The organism is Aidingimonas lacisalsi (genome assembly GCF_008079445.1).
GTDB lineage: Bacteria > Pseudomonadota > Gammaproteobacteria > Pseudomonadales > Halomonadaceae > Aidingimonas > Aidingimonas lacisalsi.
The window spans coordinates 358,797-378,363 of record NZ_VRYH01000005.1 but is presented as its reverse complement, the minus strand read 5'-3'; the positions used below and the strand labels follow the sequence as shown (position 1 = coordinate 378,363).

Sequence of the window (19,567 nt, the reverse complement as noted above, 5' to 3'; positions counted from 1 at the left end):
CGAGTTCACAGGCCCGCTCGACGTCGGCCTTGCTGCCGCCGACGTAGGTCGGTTCCAGCGTCTCGCCGGTGGCGGGGTTGATGGCGTTGATGCTGGCTGCATTACCGGCCACGGATTGTTGGCCGATGAGCGAGGTTCCTTCGAGTGTCATCTTGACCTCCTGAAATAGCGCTTGTCGTTTCCCTGAATGTCAGGGACAGCGTCAGGCATTAAAGTGAATGTAGGGTGACAGTATCAGGGGCATCGTCAGTGTTAAGGGGATTACGTAGTGGTCGTCCGAACGTGTCCAACACGATCTCGAAGCGGTCACCCCCCTGTGTTTGGATTCCATCGGCAAAACTCAAGGTCGCTGTGCCGAAAAAATGCACGTGGACGTCACCTGGCCGGCGGAAATTCGCATACTTGAAATGGTGGTATTCCAGGTTGGCGAGGCTATGTGCCATGTTGGCTTCGCCGGTCAGGAACGGCTTCTCCCACAGGATTGCGTTACCGCGAACGATGCGGCTGGTGCCTTCCAGATGCTCGGGAAGCTCACCGATCAGTAGCTCCGGCCCGAAGCTGCAGGCTCGCAGTTTGGAATGGGCCAACCAAAGGTAATTATAGCGCTCGGTAACGTGATCTGAGAATTCATTACCGAGTGCATAGCCAACCCGCCAGGGCGTTCCGTCCTCACCGATCAGATAAAGACCCGCGAGTTCGGGTTCCTCACCGGCATCCTGAGCGAAGGAGGGCACAGGTATGTCGGCCTCCGGTGCAACGATGCAGTCACCGTCACCCTTGTAGAACCATTCGGGTTGGGCGCCAACCTTCCCCGGCTCTGGTTTGCCGCCTTCCACACCCAATTTGAACATACGCATGGAATCGGTCAACTCACTGTCGTCGGCTTGTGCCTTCGCATGCATCGAGGCCCGGGTATCGGCACTGCCCAGGTGGGTCAATCCGGTGCCGGTTACCAGGCAATGCGCTGGATCGGGGTGAGTCAGAGGAGGCAGCAAGCGTTTTTCATCGATGAGTGTCTGGTAGTCGAGCCGGGTATCGGTCAGGGCCGACTCGACCAGCGCGGCTAGTGGGCGGCCATTAGATATGGCTCGGGATGCCAGGTGGTAGGTATCAGTATCCAGCATCCGGACACGATCATTGTCTTCAACCAGCGCCGCGCGTGGTTGGTGTTGGTACAAGCATTGAATCAGTCGCATATGATCGTCTCTCTTGACTACGGGTAGCGGATTATAGGGGCCATATTGCCAGTGTCGGCCACAGTAGCAGGATAGTCAGTATCACGAGCTGGATAGCCATGAATGGTAGTACCGACAGGTAGATATCCTTGAGGGTAATACCGGGGGGCGCGACGCTCTTGAGATAGAAGGCGGCTGGCCCGAATGGCGGCGACAGGAACGAGACCTGCATGTTTACCGCGAACAGGATGCCGAACCAGATGGGATCATAACCGAGTTGTGTCACGATCGGCAGGAAGATCGGCAGTGCCAGCATGGCAATGCCGATCCAGTCCAGGAACAGGCCCAGCACCAACATGATTGCCATCATGACCAGAATGATGGTGATGGGGGCGACGTCCATGCCAAGGATGAACTCGGATACGAAACGGTCGCCGCCCATCAGATTGTAGACGCCGACCAGAGCGGCGGCACCAATACCGATCCAGATGATCATGCCACAGGTGTTGAGTGTCTGACCCAGGCTATGGTGCATCATGGCAAGCGAAAACTCCCGTCGCACCAGGATGGCCAGAATGACGCCGAAGACACCCATGGCTGCGGCTTCGGTGACGGAGGCGATGCCGCCATAAATCGTGCCGAGTACCATGAAGGCAATGAGCGCTGGTAACAGGATCGCTTTCACGGCGTCGAGTTTGCTGTCGAACGGGTTGTCCCGGGTCGACTCCGACAGAGGTGGCCCCTTGGATGGATCTTTCAAGCAGCGAACCAGCACGTAGGCTATGTAGGATCCCATCAGTAACACGGCTGGCGTGACTGCAGCGGTGAAGAGATCGGCGATGGAGACGCTGGCGATCAGGCCGTAGATGATGAGCACGATCGATGGTGGCATCATTGTGCCGAGCGCGCCGCCGGCACACACCACCCCGATCGAGAGGTGCTTGTCGTAGCCCAGACGCAGCATCTGCGGCAACGCGAGAATTCCCAGCAGCACGATCTCGCCACCGATGATTCCCGACAGGGCAGCCAGAAAGAACGCCACGACGATCGTCTGTACGGCTACGCCACCCGGCAACCGACCGGCGAAGACTCGCATGGCATTGAACAGGTCTTTGGCGATACCCGAGCGGTCCAGTAACGATGCCATGAGTACGAACATCGGTACGGCGACCAGAGAATATTCGGTAATGAAGCCGTAGACACGGCTGGTAACCAGCGGTAGCGCATCGACACCGAACCAGCCGAAGGTGAACGACATCGCTACCAGGCCGGTGATGAAGGCCAGGGGGAGACCGGTAACCAGGAGGGCAAAAATGGCGCCCACCATCAACAGCGTTGCGGTTGAGATATCCATCAGTGTGTTTCCTCGGGCCTGGCTCGCAGTGACTGGATGAAATGCAGCAGGGCTTGCACGGTCATCAACACCAAGGCAAAGAGAATGACCCCCTTGATCAGGCCGGGAATCGGCGGGTTCCAGGAGGTTCCCGAACGTTCCAGTTGCCAGTCGCCCATGGGGTTGTGCGAGGCACGCCAGAACATGTGAAAGGCGGCATAGCTCATGGTCAGACAGAAGGCCAGAATGACCAGGTCATTGAATCGGTCCATCCAGTGCCGTAGTCGAGGACCGACGTTGTCGTAGAGCACCTTGACCCGGATGTGGCTATTCCTGGCCAGCGCGGCCGGGCCCCCCAGTGCGAAACTGACGGCGACCAGAAAGACGACACTCTCATGGACCCAGGATGTCGGCGAGTTGAAGACGTAGCGAAGCAGAACTTCGATGACGCTGATGGCCATGGCCAGAAAGATGATCCAGGCAGCGACTCGCGCTCCTTTCGAGACGAGTCGATCGAGTCCATTGCGCTCGGGAGACATGTCTTCGACAGTCTCCAGAACGTCCGTGACGTCGCTTGTATGTTGTGAATGTTCAGCCATACGAAATCTCCGGCCCCACTCTGCTCGATGTCAGAGTGGGGCACGGTTTGATGATGGGTGGATCGAGGCTTCAGAGAAGTCCGCGAGATTCCAGGAAGGACGTAGCGGAATCGTAGATCTTCTGCGTCATTTCATTCTCTTTGGCCCACTCAGCCCACTCTTTCTTCGCTGCGGCACGGAACTTCTGGCGCTCTTCGGCAGAGAGGTCGATGGGCTCAACGTCCGGGTCTTCCTTGAGTTTCTGCAATGTTTCGAGATCCTGCTCCTTGAGACGCGCGATCAGGTCGTAGGCCATCGCATCGAAGCTGGTTTCCAGCGTCGTTTGTAACTCTGCCGGCAGGCTGTCCCAGGTTTCCTTGTTGATGGCGACATCGATCATCGGCATGGAGTGGAAGCCGGGATAGAGCGGGTATTGCGCGAAGTCATGCAGCCCCATGGCATCGTTATTCGACAGCACCGTGGAGTCAGCGGCGTCGATGGTGCCTTTCTCCATGGCGGTAAAGACTTCAGAGCCCGGCAGGTTGACAGGCGACGCGCCGATACGCTCGAAGATGTTGTAGACCATCCCCTGTGGTGCCCGAATCTTGACGCCTTCGAAGTCGTCGATCGTTTCGATCTTTTCGATCGTCGGGATGGACTCCAGCGGGAAGGTGGCGGCGGAGATATTGTGCAGACCGTAGGGTTCGATCAACTCGTTATAGAGTTCTTCGCCGCCACCGTGCTTCATGTATTCAAGGAAGTCATAGGGATCGCTCCAGGCGCCGACCAGGTTACCCAGCATACCGAAGGCAGGATCCTGGCCCGAAAAGTAACTGGGGTCGGTCATGTGACCATCGAGGATGCCGGCACTGACGGCATCCAGTGTTTCGGTCGGGCCGACCACGGAATTAATGGGCATGACTTCGATAGAGATGCGGCCATCCGTCATGGTTTCGATCTTGTCCGCCCACTCTTCCTTGATCTTGAAACTGGGTTCACCCGAGGTTTCCGAGGCCTGGAAAGTCCATTCGTAGTCCGCGGCCTGAGCGGCTGACATGCCAATCAACAGCACCGAACTGGTGGCGATGAGGCCGTGCTTGAGCTTGATCATTACTCTCTCCGTAGGCGTGTGTTGTTGTTGAAATAGGATGGATTGTTGTCGAGCCGCTCTTATGTTGAACATATGGTATTTATGTTCAACATATACTTTAGTCGTGGGGGTGGCCAAGTCACTTCGTCGCGCGTTCTTCCTCGATGCTCTCGCGAAGTAAGGTGCTCAAGGCGGCGGCACCGGGGGAAAGGCGTTGCTTGCGCAAGGTGACAAGCCCATAGGGCTGTACGTTGAGTGACTCTTCGGTGGGGAGGAGATGAAATCGCTGGGGGTCGCAGAGAAGCTCGGCGACTTCACGACTGACGACCGCCAGCGTCTCCGAGACGGCAACCTGAGCCAGCGATGCCATCATGTCCGGTGTGTTGACGATCCTGGCCGGGGGCGAAAGGTCGTGAGCCATGAACAAATGATCGACGCGCTGTCGCATCAATGCGCCGGGCGGTTGTAACGACCAAGGGTAGGTGGTCATCTCGGCCAGCGTCGGCGATGTCTCGTTGGCCAAGGGGTGATCCCGTCGGCAGACGATACGGATTGCTTCCTCCCCGATCTCTTCGAAGACGAAATGCCCAGGGTCGAAGCCGGCAGGGATGCGTGAGATCACCATGTCGAACTCCCCTTCGAGCAATCGCGGAATCAGTGCGGGGCTGACATCCACGTGGACATTGACCTTGAGCCCCGGTAGTCGTCGGTGAACGCGTTCCAGGGTTTGGGCAACCAGTGTGACGGCCGGTGCCATCACCGTACCCACGGATACCACTCCGGCATTGCCGTCGCTCAGGGCATTGAGTTCCTCGCCTGTCTGCTGTAGCGAGGAGAGGATATTGTGGGCGTGGCGTACAGCCACTTCGCCATACCAGTTGGGCGTGATTCCCCGCGAGTGACGTTCGAATAACTGGATTCCCAGGCGCTCTTCCAACTCACTGAGTAGTTTCGACGCAGCCGGTTGACTCATACCCAGACTGGTGGCGGCCCTGTGCAGATTGCGATGGTCATCCAACGCCAGGAACAACTGCAGATGGCGTAACTTTAGTCTTACCTTGAGAAACCAGTCGGGCGGCAGTTCGCCCATGGTGGAGCGTCGTGTCATACATTGATAACCAAAACGATATGAAGTGTAGCGCCATCTAGTATTAGCGGTTAAGTCACGGCCTGTCTAACGTGGTTCGCATCGGTTTCATTGGAGAACAACAAAGGAGATGACATGACCGAGACCAACGAGCTTACCAGAGCAACGATGGGTCACTTTGGTCTGTCCGCACTGCGTCGGTTAGGGTGGGCGACTCTGACTGCATTGCCGCTCATGGCCGGCGTCGCTGTCGCCGAGGATGAACAAACTGCGGACGGTTCCCGAATGAATCACCATCGAACTATCGAACAGAGCACCTTCGGTACCATGCAGGATGGCCGGGAGGTAGCCCTCTATACCCTGACCAATGCGAATGGAGCGAGCCTGTCGGTGACGCCATACGGCGGGATCATCGTCTCGCTCAGTGTGCCGGATGCGACGGGGGCGTTCGATGATGTCGTGCTGGGGTTCGACTCCCTCGACGCCTATCTGTCTGATACGTATCGCAAGGCCAATCCCTATTTCGGTGCCCTGATCGGACGTTATGGCAACCGTATTGCCAATGGCGAGTTCTCGATAGACGATGAGCGCTATACGCTGCCCACCAACGATGGCGACAATCATCTACACGGTGGCAATGAAGGGTTTGATCAGCGTTTGTGGGAGGCTGAACCGATAGAGGATGAGCGCGGTGTAGGCTTGATTCTGTCGCTCACCAGCCCCGATGGCGATCAAGGATACCCAGGCAAATTGCAGGCCCGGGTGCGCTATACCCTGACCGACGATAATGAACTGGTCGTTGACTATCATGCCACGTCCGATGCCATCACTCCGGTGAACCTGACCCAGCATAGCTACTTCAATCTCGATGGAGTGACCGGAGAACACACTCAGGACGACGATATTCTCGATCATCGTCTGATGATCAACGCTGAGGCATACACGCCCGTCGATGAGGGGTTGATTCCGACCGGGGAGATCCGCTCCGTGGCAGGCACCCCCTTCGATTTCCGTGATCCCACGCCTATCGGTGCCCGAATCGAAGACGACAACGACCAGTTGGCGAGAGGGGGCGGTTACGATCACAACTTCGTGCTCGATCGTGAAGGGGACAACGATGGCGAATTGGTAACCGCCGCCCGCCTGATCGCCCCTGACAGTGGCAGAGTCATGGAAGTTCGAACCAGTGAACCGGGACTCCAGTTCTACTCGGGAAATTTCCTGGACGGCTCCTTGACCGGAAAGTCGGGCACGGTCTATGGCCATCGATCCGGCCTGGCGCTGGAAACACAGCATTTTCCCGACTCGCCCAATCGATCCAGCTTTCCTTCGACCCTACTGTCGCCGGGAGAGACCTACCGTAGTCAGACACGTTACGTGTTCTCGACCCGCGATATGGCGGAGTAGTCGACGCCCAGACGTAGCGATGCACCTTTGCCCTACCCAGCGACGCCCCGGTCTTGCCGGGGCGTTACGCGCTCGTCGCCGTGAAGTCCACACTTTAGTCGCAGCATGCAGGCCAGAGACAGGACGGTGGAGACCGTATCTCGGTCGCTTGCGGATTTGATATATATAAAAGTATATCGATATCTGACAAATTGGCTATTGGATGGTTATATCTTGAGAGATGTATGTTGATACCGGGTCGCGATAACCGCTGCGGCGACAACAACAAATCCCTTTGCGTGGGAATAAAGGAGAGGAATATGTCACTCACAACCCGATTTACCCCGCTACTCTTGGGTAGCGCCATTGCCTTGAGCGCTGCCGGTCAGGTACAGGCCGAAGAGGAAGACGTCACGATCGGTTTCATCGTCAAGAAACCCGAACAAGCGTGGTTTATCAATGAGCAGGAGGCGGCCACCGAGGTAGGCGAGGAGCTCGGTTTCGATGTGGTCAGACTGGCAGGCGAAGATGGTCAGGAGGTACTCAGCGCCATCGATAACCTTTACTCCCAGGGCGCCCAGGGTTTCGTGATCTGTCCGCCGGATGTGCGGTTGGGGCCGGCGATCATGAACCGGGCCGAGCAGTACGACATGAAGGTGATCACGGTGGACGATCGCTTTGTCGGCTCCGATGGCGAGCCCATGAAGGACGTACCGCACTTGGGCATGTCCGGTTACAAGATCGGTCAGCAGGTCGGCGAGGCCATTCATGACGAGATGGAGGCGCGGGGCTGGGATCCCGAGAGCGTAGCCGCGTTGCGTATCACCAACGAAGAATTGCCTACGGCCGTGGACCGTACGACTGGCGCCAGCGATGTACTGCTCGAGAACGGTTTCCCCGAAGACAATATCCTGGATGCTCCGCAACAGAATACCGATACCAATAGCGCCTTTTCTGCCGCATCACCGGTGATTTCCGAGAGTGATGAGTACGATCACTGGGTGATCTATGCCTTGAACGAGGAGAGTGTGCTCGGCGGGGTACGGGCCACCGAGCAGTACGGAATCGACGAAGACGACGTCATCGGCGTCGGTATCAATGGGTCGGGTGCAGCATTCGCCGAATTCTCCCGTGAAGAGCCCACAGGATTCCACGGCACCATTGCCGTGAGCTCGACCATGCATGGCCGTGCAACGGCGGAAAATCTCTATCGCTGGATTACGGAAGGAGAGGAACCGCCGGCCAATACCGAAACGAGTGGCACGCTCATGACGCGCGACAACTGGGAAGAGGTTCGGGACGAGCTCGGACTGTAAGCCACCGCGACGTCAGCGCCTGCCAGGCGGTTTGCCTGGCGGGCATACGGAGTACGAACATGAGTGAACCTTATCTGCGTTTCGATGGCATCAGCGTTGAATTTCCCGGTGTGCGTGCGTTGGACGACATCAGTTTTGGTGTCCATGCCGGGCAGGTCCATGCCTTGATGGGCGAAAATGGGGCAGGCAAGTCGACGCTGCTCAAGGTGCTCAGTGGCGTCAACCGTGTCACTGAGGGAGCATTGTGGATCGATGGTGAACGCCATGTGTTTGCCAATGCACGCGAAGCGCTTCGACAGGGCATTGCCATCATCTATCAGGAACTGACCCTGTCACCGAACATGACGGTGGCCGAAAATCTGTTGCTAGGCCAGCTGCCTCAAAAACGCGGTTTTGTCCACCGTTCCCGTCTCCAGGAGTCGGCGCGGCGCATCCTGCGGGAATTGGGAGAAGAGGAAATACATCCGCTGACCAAGGTACGTGACCTGTCCATTGGCCAGCAGCAGATGATCGAGATCGGCCGGGCATTACTGCGTGATGCTCGAGTGATCGCGTTCGATGAGCCGACCAGCAGTCTGTCGGTACAGGAAACCCGTCAACTCAAGCAGATCATCAAACGTCTGCGTGACGAGGGACGCGTCGTTCTTTACGTCACACACCGGATGGAAGAAGTCTTTGAAATGTGCGATGCCGTGACGGTATTCCGTGACGGTCAGCACATCCGCACGCATGACAGTCTGACGACGCTCGATCATGACACCTTGGTGAGTGAAATGGTCGGACGTGACATCGATGACGTATATGGCTACCGCCCGCGTCAGCAAGGCAATGTCTTGATGGATGTCAATGCCATTGAAGGCAAGGGGCTCAGTGCGCCGGTGAGTTTCGACGTTCATCGTGGTGAAGTCCTTGGCCTGTTCGGGCTCGTGGGCGCTGGGCGTAGTGAGTTGATGCGGCTGATATGCGGGGTCGAAACGCCCGTAGCCGGCGAAGTCCGCTTCGGTGGTGAGATGCGAATGTTCAAAAGTACCTCGGATGCCATCCGTGCCGGTATTGCCATGTGCCCGGAAGATCGTAAATCACAAGGCATCTTTCCCATCGCGAGTGTGGCGGACAATCTCAACATCAGTTGCCGCCGTTTCTTCAAACGGGCTGGCATTCTGCGCAATCCCAAGCGTGAGATGGCCAATACCGAAGAATATATCCGCCGCTTGAGTATCAAGACGCCCGGGCCACGGACTCGGATCAGCAATCTGTCCGGCGGCAACCAGCAGAAGGTCATCCTGGCGCGTTGGCTGTCCGAAGACATCGATCTGTTCGTCATGGATGAGCCGACTCGCGGTATTGACGTAGGTGCTCGACGTGACATCTACACCCTGCTGTACGACTTGGCGGAACAAGGCAAGAGCGTAGTGGTGATATCCAGCGATCTGGCTGAAGTCAGCTCGATCTGCGACCGCATCGGGGTCATGCGTGACGGTGGTCTGATCGACATCGTGCCGCGCGAATCCGCGACGCCCGAACGCTTGCTCGGTCTCGCCCTACCTGCCTGACCCCGTAATGATACTGTTCAAGAGAGTGTGATCATGACGACACAAAAATTAGCACAAGATGATGAAATGGAGGCGCCAGCACGGCCCGACGGCCGGCAAGGACTGTCCAAGCCGTTGCGGACTCTGCTCGATACGTCGGGTCTGATTGGCATTTTCGTCATCCTGTTCGTTGCATTGTCAGTGTTCATCCCTGACTTCCTGACAGGACGCAATATGGTGGGGTTGCTGTTGTCGGTGACCCTGATCGGCACGATTTCGACCACCATGATGATGGTGCTGGCGCTGGGAGAAGTGGATCTCTCGGTGGCCTCGATCGTTGCCTTCACCGGCGTTGTGGCTGCTGTCGTCACCTCCGCGGTGGGCAGCGTCTTCATCGGTGTGCTCGCCGGGGTCGCCGCCGGGGGCGCCGTGGGGGCGTTCAATGGTTTCGTGGTGGCCAAGTTCGGCATCAATTCGCTGATTGCCACCCTGGCAGCCATGGAGTTCGTGCGCGGTCTGGCGTATATCACGTCCGGCGGCGACGCCGTCATGGTAACCGTGCCGGCGTTCTTCGAACTGGGCCGGGCCTCCTTCCTTGGCCTGACTCTGCCCGTATGGGCGATGATCGCCTGTTTCGTGATTTTCGGCATTCTGCTCAATCTCACCGCATTCGGCCGTAATGTACTGGCCACCGGGGGCAATAGCGAGGCCGCCGCGCTGGCGGGGGTCAACGTACGTCGACTCAAGGTCATCGTGTTTGGTCTACAGGGTGTCGTGGCGGGCGTGACAGGTGTCCTGCTCGCTTCCCGCATGGGGCTTGGTGACCCGAATACATCCATGGGACTCGAACTGGCCGTGATTTCGGCCTGTGTCTTGGGGGGCGTTGCCCTGTCGGGGGGTGTCGCAACCATTACCGGCGTGCTGGTCGGTGTCATGATCATGGGGTGCGTGCAGAATGCCATGGGCCTGCTCAACGTCCCTACTTTCTATCAGTACTTGGTGCGTGGCGCGATCCTACTGCTGGCGGTGATGTTCGACCGCTGGAAGCAGACTCGCCGCCAGCGTGCCTGATCGTTTGTTTCAGGAGAACGTTATATGACCGACCGCAAGCGTCCCTTGCGCAGTGCCGAGTGGTTCGGCACTGCCGACAAGAATGGATTCATGTATCGCAGTTGGATGAAGAATCAGGGGATTCCCGATCACGAGTTCCAGGGCAAGCCGATCATCGGCATCTGCAATACCTGGTCGGAGTTGACGCCCTGCAACGCCCACTTCCGTAAATTGGCGGAACACGTCAAGAAGGGGGTGCTCGAAGCAGGCGGGTATCCGGTGGAATTTCCGGTATTCTCCAACGGTGAATCCCTGCTGCGGCCGACGGCCATGTTCACTCGCAACCTGGCAAGCATGGATGTCGAGGAGTCGATCCGCGGCAACCCGGTCGATGCCGTGGTGCTACTGGTCGGGTGCGACAAGACCACGCCGGCATTATTGATGGGGGCGGCGAGTTGCGATCTGCCGACGATCGTCGTTACTGGCGGTCCGATGCTCAATGGCAAGCATCATGGCAAGGACATCGGATCCGGTACCGTCGTCTGGCAGCTGTCGGAAGACGTCAAGGCGGGCAAGATCTCGATGCACGACTTCATGGCCGCCGAAGCGGGCATGTCGCGTTCCGCCGGGACCTGCAATACCATGGGAACGGCATCGACCATGGCCTGCATGGCCGAATCCCTGGGGGTGTCGCTGCCCCATAATGCAGCGATACCAGCGGTGGATTCGCGACGCTATGTCATGGCGCACTTGTCGGGGAATCGTATCGTCGACATGGTCGACGAAGACCTTACTCTCTCCAAGGTGTTGACGCGCGAGTCGTTCGAAAATGCGATCCGTACCAATGCCGCGATCGGGGGCTCCACCAATGCCGTGGTGCATCTCAAGGCGATCGCGGGGCGTATCGGAGTCGATCTTGCTCTCGATGATTGGACCCGTATCGGCCGTGGTACGCCGACCATCGTCGATCTGCAGCCCTCGGGTCGTTTCCTGATGGAAGAGTTCTATTATGCCGGCGGTTTGCCTGCCGTATTGCGTCGCTTGGGCGAGGACGACCGGTTACCTCACAAGCAGGCCTTGACCGTCAACGGCCAGTCGCTGTGGGAGAACGTCAAAGAGGCACCCATCTACAATGACGAGGTGATTCGTCCGCTCGACAATCCGCTGCGCGAGGACGGTGGCATGTGCGTGCTGCATGGTAACCTCGCACCGCGTGGGGCTGTGCTCAAGCCATCGGCGGCGAGCCCTGAATTGATGAAACATCGCGGTCGGGCGGTCGTCTTCGACGATTTCGATCACTACAAGGCGCGCATCAACGACCCCGATCTGGATGTCGATGCCGACAGTATCCTGGTGATGCGAAACTGCGGTCCGCGCGGCTATCACGGCATGGCGGAAGTCGGCAACATGGGGCTACCCGCCAAGCTGCTGGAGCAGGGCGTGAACGACATGGTGCGCATATCCGATGCCCGCATGAGTGGCACGGCTTATGGCACCGTGGTACTGCATGTGGCACCGGAATCAGCGGCGGGCGGCCCGCTGGCCGCGGTACGCGACGGTGACTGGATCGAACTCGATTGTGAGTCTGGACGCTTGCACCTGGATATCGGCGATGACGAACTGTCGCGTCGCCTGGCGGAAGACGATCCCACCGCGACATCTCGGCGTATTGCCAGCGATGGTGGGTATCGCCAACTCTACATTGAGCATGTACTGCAGGCCGACGAGGGTTGCGACTTCGACTTCCTGATCGGCAAGCGAGGCGCTGAAGTCCCCAGACACTCGCATTGACCCCATACCAGCCACTGCTCGATGATCAGGCTCCGTTGACGTATCGGTTCGATGGTCTGAGTCTGGCCGTCGAACTGACGTTGATGCAGTGAGGGGCAGTGCTGGTGTCTTGTCGGGTTGGGCCGGCAATCATCCCGTCGTGTCGGCGTTATCTGGTATTCTCGCCTGGCTGGGAGGCGAAGGCCTCCTGCGTCGAGCCGGTCAGTCATGATGGGCGGTGCGACCCACACAAATATCCAGCGATCAAGAATAGGCACGTTATGAGTGATTCGAAGCCCTTGGTGACCCCTGATCAACTGCGCTCGCGCTGGTGGTTCGACAATCCCGAACACCCTGCGACGACGGCGTTATGTATCGAGCGTTACATGAACTACGGATTGACGCTGGAAGAACTGTCCAGCGGTAAGCCGATCATTGGTATCGCCCAATCCGGATCCGATCTGACACCGTGCAACCGTCATCACATCGAATTGGTCAAGCGGGTCAAGGACGGTATTCGCGCGGCGGGGGGCGTACCGTTCGAATTCCCCTTGCACCCCATTCATGAGAATGCGCGCCGACCCACGGCGGCACTGGACCGCAACCTGGCGTATCTGGGGCTGGTGGAGGTCCTGCACGGTTACCCGCTGGATGGCGTGGTATTGACCACGGGATGCGACAAGACGACACCGGCCTGTCTGATGGCGGCGGCGACGGTGAACATCCCGGCTATCGTGCTATCCGGAGGGCCGATGCTCAATGGCTGGCGCGGTAGCGAGCGCGTCGGGTCCGGCACTATTATTTGGGAGCTGCGCAAGCGCCTGGCGGCGGGAGATATCGACTACGATGAGTTCCTGTCGCGTGCCACGGATTCGGCGCCTTCGGTGGGACACTGCAACACGATGGGAACGGCTTCGACCATGAATTCCATGGCCGAGACGCTGGGGATGAGCTTGCCGGGCTCGGCGATGGTTCCCGGTCCGTACAAGGAGCGCAGCATGATCGCCTACCAGACGGGCGAACGCAGTGTTGCCATGGTCTGGGAGGATCTGCGTCCCTCCGACATCCTGACCCGGGCCGCTTTCGAGAACGCGATCGTGGTCTGCTCGGCACTGGGGGGATCCTCGAATGCGCCGATTCACGTCAATGCCATCGCCCGTCATGCCGGCGTCGAGCTGGACAACGATGACTGGCAGCGACTCGGTCACGAGATTCCATTGTTGGCCAATGTGATGCCGGCAGGCGCCTATCTCGGCGAAGAGTTTCACCGTGCCGGCGGCGTGCCGGCTGTGATTCATGAACTGCTGAGCGCCGGACGTCTGAACGGTGACGCCATGACCGTCAACGGACAGGCCTTGGCAGCTAACGTGCAAGGGAGCGAAACGACGGATGACGAAGTCATTCGTCGTTATGGCAATCCCCTGGTCGAACATGCCGGCTTTCTCAATCTCAAGGGCAACCTGTTCGACTCCGCGTTGATGAAAACCAGCGTCATCTCGCGCGAATTTCGTCAGCGCTTCCTGAACGATGCGGATGATCCGAATGCGTTCGAGGGCCGGGTAGCGGTCTTCGATGGATCGGAAGACTATCACGCCCGGATCGATGATCCATCGTTGTCCATCGATGAGAACACGATCCTGGTGATGCGAGGGGCCGGGCCGGTCGGCCATCCTGGTGGCGCCGAGGTGGTCAACATGCAACCGCCGGAAGCCTTGATCCGGCAGGGTATCGAGTCGTTGCCATGCCTGGGCGATGGCCGTCAGTCGGGCACATCCGGTTCGCCTTCGATTCTCAATGCCTCACCGGAAGCCGCGACTGGCGGCGGTCTGGCATTGCTCGAAACCGGGGATCGCTTGCGCATCGATCTGGAACGTGGCGAGGTTCGGGTATTGATCGACGAGGCTGAACTCGACGCACGCCGTCAACGTCTGGAGGCACAGGGAGGCTATCAGTATCCCGATCATCAGACCCCCTGGCAGGAGATTCAGCGCAGCATGGTCGAACCGCTCGATCGCGGCATGACGCTCGAACCGGCGACCAAGTACCAGGACGTGGCCCGCCGTAGTCTACCGCGCGATAATCACTGACATGGGAGCGTCGTTCACTGCGTTGTCCCATCGCCAGCAGGGACTCTTGCTGACAGGGGGCGGGGCGCTGGTCATGTCGCCGGATGCCCTGTTGATAAAGCTTGCCGGCTTACCCGATGCCGACATTCTGATGTGGCGGGGGCTGCTGTCGGCACTGGGCTTCTTCTTGATCGTCCTGGCCCGACATGGGAATGGAACGATCCAGGCGTATCGTCGTTGTGGCTGGGTCGGCATCGGCGTGGCGCTGTTGTTCAGCTTGACCACCTGCGGTTTCGTGCTCGGCAATCAGTATACCAAGGGCGGCAATGTGCTCATGATCCTGTCGGGGGCGCCGCTGATTGCCGCCGGCTTGTCATGGGTCATCCTGAAGGAGCGTCTCCCCCGGCGAACCTGGGTCGCTATCGTACTGTGCGTGATCGGTATCGTGTTGGTGGCCCTCGACGATAGTGGTGTCGGTTCGTGGCAGGGCAACGCCTTTGCGCTGTTGGCAGCGTCTACCCTGGCGATCAATTTCACGCTGTGTCGGACTCGTCCCGGCGTCGATATGAGTCCCATGTTGACCTTCGCAGGATTGATCGTGGCGGTTGGCGCGGGGTTCGTCCAACTGGCATCCGGCGGCGTGTCGTTACCGCCGATCGAGCGCTGGCTGGTCGTCGTGGGGCTGTGTCTGGTGATCGTGCCGTTGGGGGTGACCTTGATCCAGCGTGGTCCGCTCTATCTGCCGGCGGCGGAAGTCGGTCTCTTGCTGCTGCTGGAAGTGGTGGTGGGCACGCTCTGGGTCTGGGGGATCCTGGGGGAACGACCGGCCCCCCTGTCATTCGTGGGGGGCGCACTGGTCATCGGAACGCTGGCGGTCAAAGGGCTCTATGAACGTCGGCTGGAGCAGCGCCGGTATCCCGCTTTCGATCCCTCTTCCTCCGGTACGTCGTAACCGTTGCGCTGCCCGCCGGCCAAGGTCAGTGTGGGTCGAGATCTCGCCCCAATGTGCTGCCACCGGGCTCAATGCCCAGCGCGTCGGCGGTACCGTCGAGTACGGCCTGAGCGGCCAGGAAAGCATCTCTGGGGCGGCGGGTGCGTATGCACTCCATGACCTCACGGTGTCTTTCCAGGCTGTCTTCGGGGTCGGTTGCGCTGACGTTGGACATCGAGACCAACAGATAGATCGAAGGTTTCAGGATATGTGACAGCTGTGACCAGACGATATTGTGCGTCGCCTTGTAGATCGCAACGTGAAACGCTACATCGTAGTCGTTGTGCAGCCGACGCTCTTCGGCACAACTGGCGTCGTAGAAATTTCGTTCCATCCCTTCGAAGGCTTCCTCGATGGCGACCAGGTCGCGAGCCTTGGCGCGCCGGGCGGCAGTCATGGCGACATAGGGCTCGACGTCCAGGCGGAATGCCAGAATCTCACGGTGAATTCGCGGATTGGGTGCAGCATAGCGCGTCATCCAGTCGGTGACTGCCGGGTCGAGAATGTTCCAGGATTCGTAATCCCTGACCTTGGAGCCGTGGCCGGAAATGCGTTCGATGATTCCGGTATCCACCAACTGACGCAGATCACTCCGCACGGCAGAACGGTTGAGAGCGAACTGCTGGGCGAGATCGGTCTCCTTGGGTACGAAGTCGCCGGGTTGATAGCGTCCGGAAAAGATGGTCTCGGCCAGGTATTCGGCGATGCTGGGACGAGTCGATGGCTTGGACGCGGTTGCCTTCACAGTCTGTCTTCCAGGGAAAATGTTGCCTCAAAGTGCCATATGTTGAACATACGAGCAATATGTTGATAGCCCTACTCGCGGCTAGCTGTCAGCGTATCCCCCAGGTGTGCCATGAAACGCTCACCGGCCTCCAGTTGTTCGAGTTCGAGATATTCGTCAGGTTGATGTGCCTGTGCAATACTGCCCGGGCCACAAATGATCGTGGATAGTCCGGCTGCCTGAAATTGACCGGCTTCGGTGGCGTAGGCAACGGCTTCGTTGCGCCGCCGGCCCAGTAGCTGGTGACAGAGCGTCAATGCGTCCTGGTTGTCGCGATCAGCCAGCGCCGGTACGGTGCGGGTAAGGAATTCGGTATCGATCCTGATCGACGGGGCACGTTGCCGTAACCCGGCCTGGAGTTCATCGGCGAACGCCGTCAGCCGTTCGAGCAATGCCTCCACATTGTCTTGAGGCAGGTGGCGAATTTCCCAATCGAAATGGCATTCGCGCGCCATGATATTGATGGCCGTTCCTCCCTGGATCTTGCCGACATGCAGGCTGGAGTGAGCGACATTGAAGGCTTCATCGACATGTCCCTCGGCGCGCAAGTCGCCCATGATGTCTTCGATCTTGGTGACCAGGCGTGCGGCAATGTGAATCGCGGATACCCCTTGATAGACCTGGCTGGAATGCGCTTCCTGACCCGTGATGGTGGTGCGTAGGTTGGTGATGCCCTTTTGTGCGACGACGGGGGCCATTGACGTCGGTTCACCGACGATGACGGTGCTGGGCGCGGGCTGATCTTCCATCAGCCGATCGATCAGGCGTGGGGCACCAAGACAGCCGACTTCCTCGTCATAGGAGAGTGTCAGGAAGATGGGGCGATCGAGTTCCTGTCGGGCCCACACGGGTACCTGTGCCAGGGCACAGGCGATAAAGCCTTTCATGTCGCAGCTACCGCGACCGTAAAGGCGACCATCGCCCTTGTCGGTGAGCGTGAAAGGGTCACTGCTCCAGGGCTGGCCATCGACAGGTACGACATCGGTATGTCCCGAGAGCACTACGCCGCCTTCGTGCTTGGGACCGATACGTGCCAGTAGGTTGGACTTGCTGCCGTCATCGTTTTCAATGCGTTGATGCGGCACCCCGTGTTCGTCGAGAAATCGTTCGACGAATCGAATCAGCTCCAGGTTGGAGTCGCGCGATACCGTGGCAAAACCGATTAGCGACTCTAGCATGTGCTTGGCGGTTGTCATTTGCTCGCTCCAGACCCTCGTTGCGCTTACCGTACCACGGCAGACTTCGACGGGGATATTGATGCGATTAGCGATTCATCGCAATGCGCGCTAGGCTCTGTCTGAAAAGTGCCTGTGCTCGGTCATACTTCGTTAAAAATCAGCTCAAAATGCTCATTTACAACTCGTAAACTCCGCTTTCTCGCTGATTTTTGCCTTGTCTGACCTTCGCTCGTCGGCTTTTCAGACGAGCCCTAGCGTAGAGCATAGGCAGTCCAGAAGGAGTCGCGCGTGATGGTGAATCATGAATCCCGGGATGATATGCCACGACGATCAGGGGTCAAGGGACAGACCACCAAACTGAGTGATCGTGTCTACGGCGATATCATCGATCGCATTATCAAACGGGAGTTCGAGGAGGGGGACCGGCTGCCTTCGGAGGACGCGTTGGCGCGCTCTCACGGCGTGTCACGGCCGATCGTGCGAGAAGCATTGGCGCGATTGCGTAAAGATGGACTGGTGGACTCCCATCGGGGGGCGGGCAGTTTCGTACGTCGTCGTCCAACCCGGGCCATGCTGGATTTTGCGCCGCTGGAAAGCTTGGCGGATATTCAGCGCTGTTTTGAATTTCGTCTGGCGGTGGAAACTGAGTCGGCGCGTTTGGCGGCGGTCAATGCGACGGATGACGATCGCTTGGCGATCGACAAGGCGTTGGCTCTTCTCGAGCAACGTATCCGTGACAATGCCTTGGGCGTGGATGCCGATTTCGGGTTTCACCTGGCGATTGCTCGAGCCACTCATAATCGCTATTTCGCCGATACCCTGTTATCGCTGAAACAACCGATCACGTATGGCCAGAACCTGGCGCGCGGTCTGGGTTTGCGTCGCCCTCTGCACCACCTGCCGGAAGTACAGGAAGAGCACACGCATATTCACGAGAGCATCATGGAGGGCGATGGCGACGCGGCGGCGCGCTGCATGCAGCGACATCTCGGCAATTCCCGCCGGCGAGTTTTCCAGGGCTGAGTGCGACTTTAGTGCTGGTTTCAACCACTTTCATTGACAACTTTTACAACTCGGCTAGCTTCGTAGATAGGCCATCAGGCACGTGCTGCCATGTCACGCGAGTGACGTTCACGTGCCGGCCTGGCAGCAGTACCCGAACAAGACAAGATAATGCGGTGACTGCTTCACGAGATTCCACCGGATAACAACGATCTGGAGCATGCCAAATGAAATTTATCCGTAAGCCGCTAGTCGTGGCCGTTTCGGCTCTGGCCGTCGTCGGCATGAGCACTGCCGTGCAGGCCGACTATCCCGAGGAAGATATTACTTACATCATCCCCTTCAATCCGGGCGGTGAATCAGATGTGACAGCGCGCTTTCAGGAGCCGATTCTCGAAGAAGAGCTGGGTGTCAGCGTGAACGTGACGCACCAGCCGGGCGGTGGTGGCGCCGTTGCCTGGAGTCAGTTCCAGAACAATGCCGAGCCGGATGGTTACGAGATTATAGGGGTCAACATCCCGCATATCATCGGTCAGCCGATTCAGCGCAGCGATGCCGGTTTCGAAACTGACGACTGGCGCATCGTGACGTTTTTCCACTCCACGCCAAATGCGTTGATCGTACCCGATGACAGCCCCTATGAAACGCTCGACGATCTGGTCGAAGACGCCAAGGAGAATCCGGAAGCCATCACGCTGGGTGGAAGTGGTACCTACAGTGCCAACCATCTCGATATGCTGCGTTTCGAGGAGGAAGCAGGCATCGATCTGACGTACATTCCGTTTACCGGCACCGGGCCGCTGAAAGGGGCGATCGAAGGCAACCATCTCTCCGGCATCTTCAACTACACCATGCTGGGAACCGAGATGGAGGATAGTGCGCGTGTCCTGGCCGTGGCTTCCGAAGAGCGCGTCAAGGCATTGCCCGATGCGCCGACATTCAAGGAACAGGGCTACGATATCGTTGGCGGTGCCTATCGCGGGGTTGCCGTTCCCAAGGGTACGCCGGATGAAGTCGTCGAGACCCTGGAAGAGGCGTTCGCCAAGGCCAATGAGGAAATCGCGTCCAAGCAGGAACCGCTCGGCTTCGTGATGGAAGATATCACGGGTGAGGAAGTCGATGAGGTGGTCGCGATGTTGCGCGAGGCTTATGAGCCTATCCTCCAGAGTGCATCGGAAGAGGACTGATCATCTCTCCTCGCTGCCTGGTTCCGGGACACCGGAGCCGGG

The 19,567-nt window shown here is 58.6% G+C and carries 16 protein-coding genes; 9 read left to right on the top strand and 7 right to left on the bottom strand.

The window, feature by feature from the left end; translation table 11 throughout:
• Positions 1-209: 209 nt before the first annotated feature.
• The 5 genes from araD1 to FVV99_RS13130 form a co-directional block, all read right to left on the bottom strand.
• Positions 210-1,196 carry an AraD1 family protein gene (gene araD1, locus FVV99_RS13150; RefSeq protein ID WP_148254519.1) on the bottom strand — a complete coding sequence of 329 codons (987 nt, stop codon included), beginning with the start codon at positions 1,194-1,196 and terminating at the stop codon, positions 210-212.
• 31 nt (positions 1,197-1,227) lie between these two features.
• On the bottom strand, positions 1,228-2,529 hold the full coding sequence (locus tag FVV99_RS13145) for a TRAP transporter large permease (RefSeq protein ID WP_148254518.1): 1,302 nt from the start codon (positions 2,527-2,529) through the stop codon (positions 1,228-1,230).
• On the bottom strand, positions 2,529-3,047 hold the full coding sequence (locus FVV99_RS13140; RefSeq protein WP_236645409.1) for a TRAP transporter small permease subunit: 519 nt from the start codon (positions 3,045-3,047) through the stop codon (positions 2,529-2,531). The genes FVV99_RS13145 and FVV99_RS13140 overlap by 1 nt, the downstream gene beginning before the upstream one ends.
• A 130-nt stretch (positions 3,048-3,177) precedes the next feature.
• Positions 3,178-4,197, bottom strand: a complete 1,020-nt coding sequence (locus FVV99_RS13135; RefSeq protein WP_148254516.1) for a TRAP transporter substrate-binding protein — start codon at positions 4,195-4,197, stop codon at positions 3,178-3,180.
• 118 nt (positions 4,198-4,315) lie between these two features.
• Positions 4,316-5,284 (bottom strand): LysR family transcriptional regulator, encoded by a 969-nt coding sequence (locus FVV99_RS13130; protein WP_236645404.1) that lies wholly within the window; start codon positions 5,282-5,284, stop codon positions 4,316-4,318.
• 114 nt (positions 5,285-5,398) lie between these two features.
• Between FVV99_RS13130 and FVV99_RS13125 the strand changes: the two genes are divergently transcribed.
• The 7 genes from FVV99_RS13125 to FVV99_RS13095 all read left to right on the top strand — a co-directional run bounded on the left by FVV99_RS13125 (position 5,399) and on the right by FVV99_RS13095 (position 15,335).
• A complete protein-coding gene (locus tag FVV99_RS13125; RefSeq protein WP_236645403.1) occupies positions 5,399-6,670 on the top strand; it encodes an aldose epimerase family protein in 1,272 nt (423 codons plus the stop codon).
• A 299-nt stretch (positions 6,671-6,969) separates the two neighbouring features.
• Positions 6,970-7,965 carry an arabinose ABC transporter substrate-binding protein gene (locus tag FVV99_RS13120; RefSeq protein WP_148254515.1) on the top strand — a complete coding sequence of 332 codons (996 nt, stop codon included), beginning with the start codon at positions 6,970-6,972 and terminating at the stop codon, positions 7,963-7,965.
• 59 nt (positions 7,966-8,024) lie between these two features.
• Positions 8,025-9,518: an L-arabinose ABC transporter ATP-binding protein AraG gene (gene araG / locus FVV99_RS13115; RefSeq protein WP_148254514.1), complete on the top strand. Its 1,494-nt coding sequence runs from the start codon at positions 8,025-8,027 to the stop codon at positions 9,516-9,518.
• Positions 9,519-9,551: 33 nt separating this feature from the next.
• Positions 9,552-10,568: an L-arabinose ABC transporter permease AraH gene (gene araH / locus FVV99_RS13110; protein ID WP_201745093.1), complete on the top strand. Its 1,017-nt coding sequence runs from the start codon at positions 9,552-9,554 to the stop codon at positions 10,566-10,568.
• A 24-nt stretch (positions 10,569-10,592) separates the two neighbouring features.
• Positions 10,593-12,338, top strand: a complete 1,746-nt coding sequence (locus tag FVV99_RS13105; RefSeq protein ID WP_148254513.1) for an IlvD/Edd family dehydratase — start codon at positions 10,593-10,595, stop codon at positions 12,336-12,338.
• A gap of 260 nt (positions 12,339-12,598) precedes the next feature.
• Positions 12,599-14,404 (top strand): IlvD/Edd family dehydratase, encoded by a 1,806-nt coding sequence (locus FVV99_RS13100; RefSeq protein WP_148254512.1) that lies wholly within the window; start codon positions 12,599-12,601, stop codon positions 14,402-14,404.
• 1 nt (position 14,405) lies between these two features.
• Entirely contained in the window at positions 14,406-15,335 is a 930-nt protein-coding gene (locus tag FVV99_RS13095; RefSeq protein ID WP_148254511.1) for a DMT family transporter, read from the top strand.
• Between the two features lie 25 nt (positions 15,336-15,360).
• On the opposite strand, the gene FVV99_RS13090 is transcribed toward FVV99_RS13095, so the two are convergent.
• Positions 15,361-16,119: a FadR/GntR family transcriptional regulator gene (locus FVV99_RS13090; RefSeq protein WP_148254510.1), complete on the bottom strand. Its 759-nt coding sequence runs from the start codon at positions 16,117-16,119 to the stop codon at positions 15,361-15,363.
• A 71-nt stretch (positions 16,120-16,190) separates the two neighbouring features.
• Positions 16,191-17,354: an acetylornithine deacetylase gene (argE, locus tag FVV99_RS13085; protein WP_148254509.1), complete on the bottom strand. Its 1,164-nt coding sequence runs from the start codon at positions 17,352-17,354 to the stop codon at positions 16,191-16,193.
• 273 nt (positions 17,355-17,627) lie between these two features.
• Here argE and FVV99_RS13080 point away from each other — a divergent pair, with 273 nt between their 5' ends.
• Together FVV99_RS13080 and FVV99_RS13075 are read left to right on the top strand one after the other, a co-directional pair.
• Positions 17,628-18,359, top strand: a complete 732-nt coding sequence (locus FVV99_RS13080; RefSeq protein WP_148254551.1) for a FadR/GntR family transcriptional regulator — start codon at positions 17,628-17,630, stop codon at positions 18,357-18,359.
• 206 nt (positions 18,360-18,565) lie between these two features.
• The gene (locus FVV99_RS13075; protein ID WP_148254508.1) at positions 18,566-19,525 is read left to right on the top strand and encodes a Bug family tripartite tricarboxylate transporter substrate binding protein; all 960 of its coding nucleotides are present in this window, start codon (positions 18,566-18,568) and stop codon (positions 19,523-19,525) included.
• The last annotated feature ends 42 nt before the right edge of the window (positions 19,526-19,567 follow it).